A 12304-nucleotide genomic window follows, 5' to 3' on the forward strand; every position below is an offset into this window, starting at 1 on the left:
ATCCCGGTTAGAGCGTAGAAACTCCTCACTGGCCAGGGTGGAGGCCCGGCGCTTCGTGGCCCGTGCGTGCCACGTATTCCGTATAGCCCCCGCTGTACTGATGGACACCGTCTGGGGTCAGTTCCAGGACGCGGTTCGAGAGCGCGGCCAGGAAGTGGCGATCATGCGAGACAAACAGCATGGCGCCCTCGAATTTAACCAGAGATGCGACCAGCATTTCTTTTGTGGCCATGTCGAGATGGTTCGTCGGCTCGTCGAGCACCAGGAAGTTCGGTGGGTCGAACAGCATCTTGGCCATGACCAAACGGGCCTTCTCACCGCCCGACAGCACGCGGCAAGGCTTGTCGACGTCGTCACCGGAGAACCCGAAGCACCCGGCCAGCGAGCGAAGCGAACCCTGCCCGGCCGCAGGGAATGAACCACTCAGCGATTCGAGGACCGTGTCGTCGCCGTGGAGCAGGTCCATGGCGTGCTGGGAGAAGTAACCCATGCGGACGCTGGCGCCCAACGTCACGCTGCCCTGGTCCGGCTCGGTAGCGCCTGCCACCAGCTTGAGCAGCGTGGATTTGCCCGCGCCGTTGGCGCCCAGGACGCACCAGCGTTCCTTCCGCCGCAGCTGGAAATCGAACGCCGCATAGATGGCTTGGCTGCCATAGCTCTTGTGGACGTTCTTGAGGTTCGCCACCTCATCGCCCGAGCGCGGCGGGCTGCGGAATTCGAACTGGACCGACTCGCGCCGCCGCGGTGGCTCCACCCGCTCAATCTTGTCCAGCTTTTTCACCCGGCTCTGGACCTGGGCGGCGTGTGAGGCGCGCGCCTTGAAACGCTCGATGAACTTGATCTCCTTGGCAAGCCTCGCCTGCTGCCGATCGAACTGGGCTTGGCGCTGCCGCTCGCTCACCGCGCGCTGTTGCTCATAGAAATCGAAGTTGCCCGAGTAAGTGATGAGTTCGCCGCCATCGATCTCCACGACCTTGCCGATGATGCGGTTCATGAACTCGCGGTCGTGCGAGGTCATCAGCAACGCGCCCTCGTAGGCCTTGAGGAAGTCCTCCAGCCAGATCAGGCTCTCGAGGTCGAGATGGTTGCTCGGCTCGTCGAGCAGCATGGCGTCGGGGCGCATCAGCAGGATGCGGGCGAGGGCCACGCGCATCTTCCATCCGCCGGAGAGCAAGCCGACGTCCCCGTCCATGCGTTCCTGGCTGAAGCTCAGGCCAGCCAGCACCTCACGCGCCCGGGCATCTAGTGCGTAGCCGTCCAGCTCCTGGAAGCGGCCCTGCACGTCGCCATAGCGTTCGACGATGGCATCCATGTCGGCCGCTTGCGCTGGATCGACCATCGCCGCCTCGAGCCTGGCCATCTCGGTGGCCAGCGTACTCAGAGGCCCGATGCCATCCATCACCGCCGCCACCGCGCTCACACCCGACATCTCGCCGACATCCTGGCTGAAATAGCCGATGGTCATGCCGGGCTCGATCGTCACCCTGCCGTCGCCGGGCTCCTCCTCGCCGGTAATCATCCTAAACAGCGTCGTCTTGCCGGCACCGTTAGGCCCGACGAGGCCGACCTTCTCTCCCTTCTGGACACTCATCGACGCGTCGATGAACAGGATCTGATGGCCGTTCTGCTTGCTGATGTTATCCAGTCGAATCATGAGTTTCGCACTGACTGGAGGACGCGGTGGCGCACGTCGTGCACGACGCGACCGTGCTGCCTGGCCTCGGGGGGCTGCCTGAATGCTGGTGTGTAAGGCGCTCTATCACTCATTGGTCTTCCGAAAGGGCGGCGCGAGTGCCTGCCCAAGCCTATTTTCGGGCATACACAACTTTTTTGGATTGAAAATGAATTCGTTGTGCTTTCCATACCTGATCACGAAAGTCATCCAGATTGATGGCGCCCCGGGCCGTATCCGGCGCGCATACGGAAAGCACGATTGAAGGTGGATGGATCGGCAAAGCCCGGCGAGTACGCCACTTCGCTGGCGCTCATGTCGCTGCCCAGTCGTTCTCAGGCAACATCGATGTTGGCACAAAAGAGCCGGTCATCTCGCCTGCTCTACCGCTGATAAAGGCCGGGTTATCGCTATGGCTAATACAGCCTATTGAGCTGCCACAGCCAGCCACCACGTCCTCGCCACATCCATCTGTTCGGTAGCAGACCGACCACGCGCACCGCATGCGGAAGGATGTTCTTGTCCTCATCGAGCCGGACGTGCGCCTTCGACCTCTCTGGGCATTGGCCCGCCATCCGGGTGCCGGCGGCGTCGCGCCGGCGGTATCACCATCGGAGCGCGCCTCATGCTCGGCACCATTTTGTTGATCGTCCTGGTCCTGTTCCTCATCGGCGCCCTGCCCTCGTGGCCGCACAGCAGGAGCTGGGGCTACTACCCCAGCAGCGGTCTGGGCATCGTCATCATCATAGTCGTGATCCTGCTGCTGACCGGACGCATCTAGCTCAAGCCGGCAGGCACCCGACGCAAGATCCGCAGAGCGGCGCTGTTCCCGCACTGCGGCTGATTTCATCATCTGGCCGTTGATCCGGCCAACGGAGTAAACCATGCACACCTCACCGTCTGGCAATTTCCTCTGGCGCAGGACCCTCATCGCCGCCAGCCTCGCGCTGGGCCTCAACGCCGCCGCACAGGCCGGCGACACCGCACCGCCGGAGCCGCATAGCGACAGCGTCGGCGCCGCCATCACCGACACCGCCATCACCGCGAATGTCAAAGCCAAGCTCCTCGGCGTGGAAGGCCTGAAGCACTCCAACATCAGCGTCACCACGACCAACGGTGTGGTCACGCTCAGCGGAACGGCGTCGAGCGCCAAGGCCAAGGCCACCGCGGAGCAGATCGCCAGCCGCATCAACGGCGTCAAGAGCGTGGATGACCAGCTGCAGGCCGGCACGCAGAGCGGCATGGACAAGATGGCGCACAAGACCGAGCGGGTCGCCTCGGACAGCTGGATCACCACCAAGGTGAAGTCCGAGCTGATGGCCGACAGCGTCAGCAAGGGCTTCGAAGTGAGCGTCAGCACCTCGCACGGCGTGGTGATGCTCAAGGGCGATCTGCTGAGCCAGGACGCGATCGATCACGTCAAGGCCCTGGCCGGCAAGGTCAAGGGTGTGAAAAGCGTGGATACCTCGCTGCTGAGAATCGCCGGCAACTGAGGTGCTCTGCTGCCAAAGGCGCTCGCATCGTAAGATGCGGGCGCATCGCTGCGTCTGCGAGATGTTGGGCACTGCCAAGGAGGCGTCATGTCGCTCAAGCACTGCGTCCTGCCATTGTTGCTGACCGTCTCCGCCGTGGCCGGCGCGGGCGATGCGCAATTCACGATCGCCGACGGCACCGGCCCCCACCCGATTCTGCCGCCGCCGGAAAAATCCTGGCTGCCCACCTTGAACATCGCTCCGGCCAAGGGCTGGTTGCAGGGCGCCAAGCCGCAGGCGGCGGCCGGAATGGCGGTGAAGGCTTTCGCCACCAATCTGGATCATCCGCGCTGGCTGTATGTGCTGCCCAATGGCGATGTGCTGGTCGCCGAAACCGACGCGCCCGCCAAACCGCAGGACAGCAAAGGCCTCAGGGGCTGGATCCAGAAGAAGGTGATGAAGCACGCCGGCAGCGGCGCAAGCCCGAGCGCCGATCGCATCAGCCTGCTGCGCGACCGTGACGGCGACGGCATCGCCGAGACGCGCAGCGTGTTCCTGCAGGGCCTGCACTCGCCCTTGGGCATGGCGCTGATCGGCAAGGAACTGTTCGTCGCCAACACCGATGCGGTGCTGCGCTTTCACTATGAGACCGGACAGACGCAGATCCAGACGCCGGGCAGCCGGCTCACCGAACTGCCGGCGGGCGCGATCAACCATCACTGGACCAAGAGCCTGATCGCCAGCGCCGACGGCAGCAAGCTCTACGTCGGCGTCGGCTCCAACAGCAATGTGGCGGAAAACGGTCTCGCCGCCGAACAGGAACGTGCGGCGGTGTGGGAAATCGATGTCGGCAGCGGCCGTCATCGCCTCTTCGCCTCCGGCCTGCGCAATCCGGTGGGCCTGGCCTGGGAGCCGCAGAGCGGCGCGCTGTGGGTGGCCGTGAACGAGCGCGACGAACTCGGCGGCGATCTGGTGCCGGACTACATGACCGCGCTTCGCGAGGGCGCGTTTTACGGCTGGCCCTACAGCTATTACGGACCGCATCTGGACGAACGGGTGCAGCCGCAAAATCCGGCGCTGGTCGCGCAGGCCCAGGTGCCCGACTATGCGCTGGGCCCGCATACCGCCTCACTGGGCCTGTGCTCCGCCCAGGGTGCGCGGCTGCCGCCGGCATTCGGCGATGGCATGTTCGTCGCGCAACACGGCTCCTGGAACCGCAAGCCGCGCAGCGGTTACAAGGTCATCTTCGTGCCCTTCGCTGACGGCGTGCCGGTCGCGCCGCCGCTCGATGTGCTGAGCGGTTTTCTGGATGCCGAGGGCCGGGCGCAGGGACGTCCGGTGGGCCTGGCCATCGACGGCCGGGGCGGCCTGCTGGTCGCCGACGATGTCGGCAACACGATCTGGCGCCTCAGCACCAGCCCGCAGCCGGCGCCCTAGGCCCGCGGGTACCGTTGGTTAAGTAACGCACCGACAAGCGCTGCGGCGGCTCTTAGGGTCCCGTCTCCTGCCATCTTTCGCCGACCGCACGGCCTGCGAAAAACTCTGAGGAGACGGATGGATGAAAACGAAACACGAGACCTCCAGCGCTTCGCCACCGATCAGGAAGCGCTCACGCAATGAACTCGATGCCCTGGACGCGGCGGTCGCGATCAGCCAAGGCCAGGCCGTGGCCTCATTGGGGCCGGGCGGACTGGCGGTGCGTCCCGACGGCTCGCCCTATCAGCCGACCCGCCAGCCCGGCGAGGCGCAGCGTCTGATCGACCATTACGTGCAGCGCCTGGTCAAGCTGCCCCATGCCTGGATCGCGGTCGGCGCCAACGGTCGCGCCGAGTTCGGTGCCCCTGCGCTTACGCGGCTGATGTTCGAGATCCAGGAGCGGGAGCGCCGCGATCTGGCGCTGAACCTGCACGACGACATGGGCCAATGGCTGACCGCGATCCAGGCCGAGGCCGAAGCCATCGGCGCCAGCGCCCTGGCCCGTCACGATGCCTCGGCGCGGCTCGGTGCGCAGGCCATCGCACGCAGCGCCACCCAGGTGCAGCAGGTGATCGCGCGCATGCTGCACCGCCTGCATCCCGACTCGCTGACGCAGCCCAACCTCAAGGACAGCCTGCGCGAGCTGGTGGCGCAGTGGCGCAGCCACTATCCGGCCATCCGCTGCACGCTCAGGCTGAGCGGACGATATGAAGACCTCAGCCAATCGCTGCGCCTGGTGCTGTATCGCGTCACGCAGGAGGCCCTGACCAATGTCGCGCGCCACTCGCATGCGCGCGCGGTGAGCGTGAGCATGACGCGCGGCAAGTCTGGCGAGGCCGGCGATTCCGTGTTGCTGACGGTGCTGGACGATGGCATCGGCATCAGCGCGCAACCGCCCTCCAGTGGCGGGCGGCACGCCGGGCTGGGTCTGATCGGCATGCGTGAACGGGTGATCGCCGTCGACGGCGAGTTCAGCCTGAAGAATGCCAGTCCTTGCGGATTGCAGCTGCAGGTGCGTGTGCCGGCCAAGCCACCGCCGATGTCATGCGCGGAGCAGTACGATGAACGCAACCGCTTCGTCCGCTGAACCGATCACGGTGATGCTGGTCGATGACCATCCGGTGGTCCGCGACGGCTACCGGCGCCTGCTCGACAGCACCGACGACATCCGCGTGATCGCCGAGGCTGGCGATGGCGAGAGCGCCTGCGCGCTGTATGCAAAGCGCGCGCCCCGGGTGGTGATTCTGGACTTGAGCATGCCCGGCATCGGCGGTCTGGAAACCATCCGCCGCCTCAGGGCCAAAGACCCGGCCGCACGCATCCTGGTGTTCACCATGCATGACAGTCAGGCCATGGTTCAGCGCACGCTGCTGGCCGGAGCCGCCGGTCATCTGAGCAAGTCACGCTGCATCCAGCAGATGGTCGCGGCGGTGCGCGCGGTGGCGGCCGGCAAGCGCTATGTCGAGACCGTGGAACCGCCGGTCTCCGAACCGGCCCCGGACGGTGACGGCGAACCCGCTGCGCTGAGTGCCTTGAGCAAACGCGAATTCCAGCTCTTCTGCCTGCTCGCCGAGGGCCGTTCGGTACAGGACATCGCCAGGCAGCTGTCGATCAGCATCAAGACCGTGGGCACCCACCATGCCGCCATCATGCGCAAGCTCGTTCTGCACAATCGCACCGAACTGGTTCGTCTGGCGATCAGCTGCGGCGTGATTCCGGTCTGAGTGAACAGGCGGCCGGCATCGGCCGTTCTCCCTGGCGGGGGACGGCGTAACGGCGCCATAAAAATTAAGGTTTTTTCCGATTGTTCTTGCGGCCCGCTTGATTGATGCTGCGAGACATGGACGCCCCGACCTCACGACATCTTGTCGTGCCGGCGTGTGCCAAGAGCAAGCGATGGACGAGATGACGAAGGCCTTCACCGAGCGGATACAAGCACAGCTTCGCAAGATCGAAGCGGCCCATACGGCGATCAATGGGCAGGATGCCGATGCAGATGCATTGGACAGCGCCCGACTCGCCACCGAGAAGGCACTGGCGGAGATTGAATTGTTTGTTCGCGATTCTTTACCCGGCGCGGCGCAGTAAGCGCCTGCAGTCCTTAATCCGCTGTGCAGTAACCGAGGGGCCGCCTTTGCCGGCCCACCGCGCCGCCCTCAGACCGCGATGCAGCGTGCCCAGGCGCGGAGTTCCTGCACGAACAGCCCGGGCTGTTCGAACGCGGCGAAGTGGCCGCCCTTGTCCAGCTCGTTCCAGTACACCAGTTTGCTCATGCAGCGCTCCGCCCAGCTGCGGGGCGCCCGGTACAGCTCCTTGGGAAAGATGCTGCAGCCCACCGGCAGATCCAGCTGCTGCGCGAAGAACACGTTCTTGTAGCTCTCCCAGTAGATGCGCGCGGAGGATGCGGCGCTGTTGCTGAACCAGTAAGCGCTGATGATGTCGAGCAGCGCGTCATGGCCGAAGGCTGCGGCGGGATCACCACCGGCATCGGTCCAGCGGTGGAACTTCTCGTAGATCCACATCGCCTGCCCCACCGGCGAGTCGGCCAGTGCATAGCCCAGGGTCTGCGGCCGCGTCGATTGCTGATGCGAGTAACCGGAGTCCCACTCGGCGTAGTAATGCACCTGCTCCAGCATTGCCTTTTCCGCCGCGCTCAGCTCGCCACCCGGATCGCGGGGCAGCACCAGCGGCAGGTTGAGGTGTATGCCTTTCAGGCCGGCCGGCTTCTGTACCCCCAGCATGGTGGTGACCACCGCGCCCCAGTCGCCGCCCTGCGCCAGATAACGCTCGTAGCCCAGGCGGTTCATCAGCGCGGCCCAGGCCGAGGCGATCTTGTTGACGCCCCAGCCTGGCTGCGCGGGCTTGTCGGAAAATCCGAATCCCGGCAGCGTCGGCAGCACCAGATGAAACGCGTCCTGCGCGCGGCCGCCAAACTTCGTCGGCTCGGTGAGCGGCGCCATCACCTTCATGAACTCCAGCACCGAACCCGGCCAGCCATGCGTGATCAGCAGCGGCCGCGCCTCGGCATGTGGCGAACGCAGGTGGATGAAATGGAAGCGCAGCCCTTCGATTTGGGTGGTGAACTGCGGCAGGCGGTTCAGCGCCGCCTCACAGCGTCGCCAGTCATAACGGTGCAGCCAGTACTCGACGAGTTCCCGGGCCTTCGCCAGCGGGACGCCCTGCTCCCAGGCGTCCGCTGTCTCGCGATCCGGCCAGCGCGTGCGCCGCAGGCGCTGCTGAAGATCCTCGATGTCCGACTGCGGAATTTCAAGGTGAAACGGCGTCACGCTCGTGGACACTTTCCCTGTCTCCTCTCATCGTCATCAGACCCGGCCGCAGCGGTCCGCCGCCACGCCTCGTTTCCTATTTGAGACCGACCAGCACCGGACCGCCAAACTCTCCGACCACCGTGCTGCCATCCATCGAAGCCAGCTTCGGGCCTACCTTCACCAGATAACGTCCTTCCGGAACCTTGGCGGTGAGCATCTTCTTGTTGCCGCTCGATACCACCCACTGGCTCTTCACCTGATTTCCGGAGCCGTCGATCACCTTGATCTGCGCATTGGACAAGTCCGCCGTCTCAAAGGATTTGTCGAACAGCAGCACGATGGCGCTGTCGAAGGCCGCAGGTCCGGCATAGGCGAGATTGAGCTTGCCTTCCGCAGCCTTCGGCCACCAGGGCTTGAAGGCCTCGCTGATCTTGCCGGCCTTGGCGACAGCAACCGGCTTGCTCTTCTTGCGCGCGACGGGCGCTGCAGCGGCCGGGCTTGCCGCCACCGCAACCGTCTTCTTCTCCTTGGCCACGGCCGGCGCAGCGGGCTGCTCCCGCACCGCCACCGAGGCTGGCGCCGCCGCCGGGCTTTCTTCACCGGCAAGCGGCGTTTCGTTCAGATCGCCGGCCAGTGCGGTGCCCGCGCTCAGTGCCGCGTCCATGCGCACGCCGCGCAGGCATTCGCCGCCGCTTGAGGAAGCCATCGCGACGTGCGGTGCTTCAGACTGTGTCTGGGTCTGCGCTGGCGCGGCCTGCGCCAGGGCTTGCGCCTCGCCCTCTTCGCCGGTGCCACCCAGCGGCGAGCTGAAAGCCTCCGCTCTGGCGAGTGCGGTTCCCACCAGGCAGCTCGCGCCTTCCGCCACGCCATCAGCAGCCACTGCAGAAAACGCCGTGGAGGACATGGCGCCACCGATCACCGTCATCGCAATAATGCCTGCCAGCCTCATGCCTCGTTCCTCCTGCTGTTTCTTGCCGCGTTCCGGTGAACCTCTGGTGCAGCCGCCGGCGCGGACTGCCTTGGCTTCACCGTCATGGCAGCACCTTGATCTCGACCCGGCTGCCCATGTCCGCCACTGCGCCCAGACCGATGGCCGATATCCGCCCCGCGTCCACGCCGCGGCCGACCAGATAGTCCGACACCGCCTTGGCCCTTTGCTCGGACAGCTGCTTGTCCTGCGCCTCGTCGGCGCTCGACTGCGCATAGCCATCGACTTCGATGCGGATCTTCGGCGAGGCCTGCAGACCTTCCGCCAGCTCATCGAGAATCTTCTTTGCCTTCTCGGTCAGCTCGGCCTTGTCCTGATCGAAGCTGACGCCGGACAGGCTCAAGGTGTTGGGCGCTGCACAACCCTGCTCGGTCACCGCCTGCCCCGGCTCGGGCAGCTTGCATTCGCTGCTGCCGTCCGCCGCGGCGCCCGGTGCTTCAGCGGTGCCGCTGTCCTGAGCCGCCGCCGCGCAACCGTTGGCCGCCACGGCGCTGCCGGCCTCAGAGCCCGGACATTGATCCGCTTCGTCCGCCACGCCGTCACCGTCGCTGTCCGCGGTCCCGGCAACCGGCACCACGGCCACCGTTTCCTCCGGCGCAGCCACTTCCTTGGCTGCCGCGCCGATCGGGATGAGCAGGCCGACATTGAACGAAGCTTCCCTGAACGAGTTGTTCGTGGTTTCGCCAACCTGCTTCTCAGCGTGCGAGTCAGCCCGGAACAAAGCCTCCACGCGCAGCGAGATGCCCTGCGCGCCCAGGTTGAAAGGCCCGATCAGATAGCCCATTCCCGCGTTCCACAGGCTGTTGGAATATTTTTCGGTTGCGCCCGGCTGCGAGCGCACCTCACCGAAGCCCATGCCGAGCAGTCCGTAGAAATTCATCTGCCCCGGAAAGAACAGCACATTGGCCTGGCCTGCCGTCAGCTTCGCGCTGCTGCCGCCCTGCTTGGCGCCATAGGCCGTGTAGACACCGGAAAGCTCCAGTGCAAAGCCGTTGGACAGCTGCTTGCCCAGGGACAGCGCGCCGCCGATGCCGTCATCCGTGCCGCGCTTGCTGTCCGCGATCGTGTAGGACGCCATCGGCGACAGGTAAAACCTTCCCCCGATCGCGCCGGCGGCCTTGCCCGATTCGGAGCCATCGTCCGCGATGCTGGCTGCGCTCGACATCGTCATCAGCGCCGCCGCGGCCACTCTGGAAAAAGAAATTTTCATTGTTGAATCTCGTGGGCGCAACGCAGTCACCCTCCTGCGCCGACATTATTTTTGAAGCCGCTGCGGACCTGCGTCCGCAGCGGCTCTCTCGCCTGATCTCAGAACTCCTTGCCGATGCGCAGCGTGAATTCGTCGATGAAGTCCACCGAGCCGATCAGGTTCTTGTTGGGGTTGTCGCCCCACATCTTGCCGGAGGTGCCGTTGTAGAAGCCCTCGACGTGCCAGCCGTCACCCGGATTCCAGCGCAGGCCCAGCTGTGCGAAGGCACCGCCGCGCACGTCGATCAGCGTCGCGAACTCCGCCTCGAAGATGCGGTTCGGGAAAGGCTGCTGGCCGCCCAGCACCACGTAGGTGACGCCGTTGACGCCACCCGGGGTCTTCTGCTGCGTGCCGCCATAACCGTCGAGCAGACGGCCGACCAGATCGCTGGTGGTTCGATACATGATCTGACCGATGATCAGCGCCGCCGGGAAGGCATCCGTGTAGCGGTACCACTTGTCGGCGACCAGCGAGGTCACCCACTCGTCGCGACGATCGAAGGAGCTGGCCAGACCCACGTCGGTGAAGGTCCTGTTGGGCGTGTAGCTGGTTTCCAGATTCAGGATCATGCCGTCGAAGAACGGAATCTCGCTGGCGGTCACGTAGGAAGCGCCCAGGCCGAACACGTTCTCCTGGAAGTACTCGCGTGCGATGTGTCCGCGCAGGCTGTCGCCGGCGGCGATCATGAAGGTATCCACCTCATGATAGGCAGCGACGTAGTCGCCCTTGTCCACCGGCGAGGCGCCCAGGGAGTTGGCGCAGGAGCTGACATCGGTCAGCAGATGATTCAGCGCCTCGACACCATCCAGACGTGCATCCGCTGCGTAGTAGAAATACTCCGCCGCGCTGTACACGCCGCCCGGCTCGTTGGACAGGCCGATGTGCGTGAACGCCGTCGCCGCGTTGTTCTCGCCCGCCGCATTCGCACAGGTTGGATCCGGGGTCACGGCATAGAGCGTGTTGACCAGCTGGCCGATGCCCTGGCCATAGAACGGCCGCTCGACCTTGGACTCGGTCCAGCGGAACACACCGTCCGGATTCCAGCGACGTGCCGCCATCGCCTGCCAGCCCCAGTCGCCGTAGTCCGCCTTCAGGCGCACGCCGTAGCTGTACTTCTGGTCGAAGCCACCCTCGAAGAACATATCGTGAATGGTGAACTGCGCCGGCACCACGTTGTAGACCGAATTGGTGGCCGGCAGGATGCTGGGCTGGAACTTCGCGATATAGGAGTCCAGCAGGATGTCGCCGGGCAGCTGATAGCTCAGACGCACCGCCAGGCTGGAATTTCGCTCGTCGCCGAACTCTTCGAGCGCGCGGTCCACGAACAGATGGCGGCGAAGATCCAGGCCTTCCGGAGTATCGAAGGTTCTGAAGAACAGCGCCTGCCCCCAGGCGATGGACTGGTTGCCCACGCGCAGATTCAGCGGGCCTTTCGAATATCCGAGCGTGAAGGTCGGAATATCCACGAAGTAATTTCTGCCGCTCCACTCCAGCGGATTGGGGTTGCGGCCGCCGGGGACGGGATTGCCCAGATTGTAGGGCTTGCCGTGGTAGGCCTTCGGCTCCGCCGGATCCATGCCGCCATGAATGCCGTTGAGCGAGTCGTAGTCAAAGTCCTTGTAAAGGTCGGCGTCGTACAGGGCTCTGACGCGCGCGTTCAAGGTCAGGTTCTCGCTGAACTCGTAGCGGGTTTCCGCTTCGAGGCGCAAGACATCGTAGTTGATCAGGGTGTGGGAGCTGCGCACCTCGTCGCCGCGCCGCACCTCATTGTTCTGGAAGCCCGGAAACGGAACATCGCGCCAGGTGATCAGCTCGGGCAGATTGGCGCCCGGGATCAGAATGGTCGTCGTCAGCGCCGGCGGCAGATAGGCGTCGCGTGAAATCGTCTGCTTGTTGAAGACGTTTCCGTTCTGATTGTTCGGGTTGCCATTGTCCGTCAGATTGAACGCGGTCTCGGCTCTGATGAAGCCCTGAATCTCCAGACCGAAGAGATCGAATCCAGCATGCGCGATCTGCGGCGCCACGGCCGCCATCGACGAGACCAGTGCCAGCGCCGCGTATCTGCCCCGCTCGGCCGACACCGTCCTTCCCCGGCCGGTCTCGCGGACATCTGCAAGCCCCCCCACACCGCGCAACGACTTTTCGTTCATTTGCCGCTCCTCTCTGCTAGCAATTTTT

General features: G+C 64.8%; 11 protein-coding genes. 6 read left to right on the top strand and 5 right to left on the bottom strand.

The features are described 5' to 3' along the window. Positions 1 to 25 precede the first annotated feature (25 nt). The gene (locus BMY12_RS01245; RefSeq protein ID WP_093280923.1) at positions 26 to 1654 is read right to left on the bottom strand and encodes an ABC-F family ATP-binding cassette domain-containing protein; all 1629 of its coding nucleotides are present in this window, start codon (positions 1652 to 1654) and stop codon (positions 26 to 28) included. Between the two features lie 643 nt (positions 1655 to 2297). Between BMY12_RS01245 and BMY12_RS01250 the strand changes: the two genes are divergently transcribed. From BMY12_RS01250 to BMY12_RS01275, 6 genes are all read left to right on the top strand, one after another. After that, positions 2298 to 2453: a DUF3309 family protein gene (locus tag BMY12_RS01250; protein ID WP_093280925.1), complete on the top strand. Its 156-nt coding sequence runs from the start codon at positions 2298 to 2300 to the stop codon at positions 2451 to 2453. Positions 2454 to 2556: 103 nt separating this feature from the next. Continuing rightward, positions 2557 to 3165 (top strand): BON domain-containing protein, encoded by a 609-nt coding sequence (locus BMY12_RS01255; protein WP_093280928.1) that lies wholly within the window; start codon positions 2557 to 2559, stop codon positions 3163 to 3165. 87 nt (positions 3166 to 3252) lie between these two features. Continuing rightward, a complete protein-coding gene (locus BMY12_RS01260) occupies positions 3253 to 4581 on the top strand; it encodes a PQQ-dependent sugar dehydrogenase (RefSeq protein ID WP_093280930.1) in 1329 nt (442 codons plus the stop codon). Positions 4582 to 4702: 121 nt separating this feature from the next. Then, entirely contained in the window at positions 4703 to 5707 is a 1005-nt protein-coding gene (locus BMY12_RS01265; RefSeq protein WP_093280933.1) for an ATP-binding protein, read from the top strand. Next, positions 5682 to 6344, top strand: coding sequence for a response regulator (locus BMY12_RS01270; RefSeq protein WP_093280935.1), 663 nt, complete (start codon positions 5682 to 5684; stop codon positions 6342 to 6344). Before BMY12_RS01265 ends, BMY12_RS01270 begins: the two co-directional genes overlap by 26 nt. A gap of 172 nt (positions 6345 to 6516) precedes the next feature. Further along, positions 6517 to 6708, top strand: a complete 192-nt coding sequence (locus BMY12_RS01275; protein WP_093280938.1) for a hypothetical protein — start codon at positions 6517 to 6519, stop codon at positions 6706 to 6708. Between the two features lie 68 nt (positions 6709 to 6776). On the opposite strand, the gene BMY12_RS01280 is transcribed toward BMY12_RS01275, so the two are convergent. The 4 genes from BMY12_RS01280 to BMY12_RS01295 form a co-directional block, all read right to left on the bottom strand. Beyond that, entirely contained in the window at positions 6777 to 7919 is a 1143-nt protein-coding gene (locus BMY12_RS01280) for an epoxide hydrolase family protein (protein ID WP_093280940.1), read from the bottom strand. A gap of 64 nt (positions 7920 to 7983) precedes the next feature. Beyond that, complete coding sequence (locus tag BMY12_RS01285; RefSeq protein ID WP_143068793.1) at positions 7984 to 8838, bottom strand: hypothetical protein; 855 nt, start codon at positions 8836 to 8838, stop codon at positions 7984 to 7986. An 82-nt stretch (positions 8839 to 8920) separates the two neighbouring features. Further along, a complete protein-coding gene (locus BMY12_RS01290; protein WP_093280945.1) occupies positions 8921 to 10087 on the bottom strand; it encodes an OmpA family protein in 1167 nt (388 codons plus the stop codon). Between the two features lie 98 nt (positions 10088 to 10185). After that, positions 10186 to 12276 (bottom strand): DUF1302 family protein, encoded by a 2091-nt coding sequence (locus BMY12_RS01295; RefSeq protein WP_143068794.1) that lies wholly within the window; start codon positions 12274 to 12276, stop codon positions 10186 to 10188. Between the last annotated feature and the right edge of the window lie 28 nt (positions 12277 to 12304).

This window comes from Solimonas aquatica, from assembly GCF_900111015.1.
Taxonomy (GTDB): domain Bacteria; phylum Pseudomonadota; class Gammaproteobacteria; order Nevskiales; family Nevskiaceae; genus Solimonas; species Solimonas aquatica.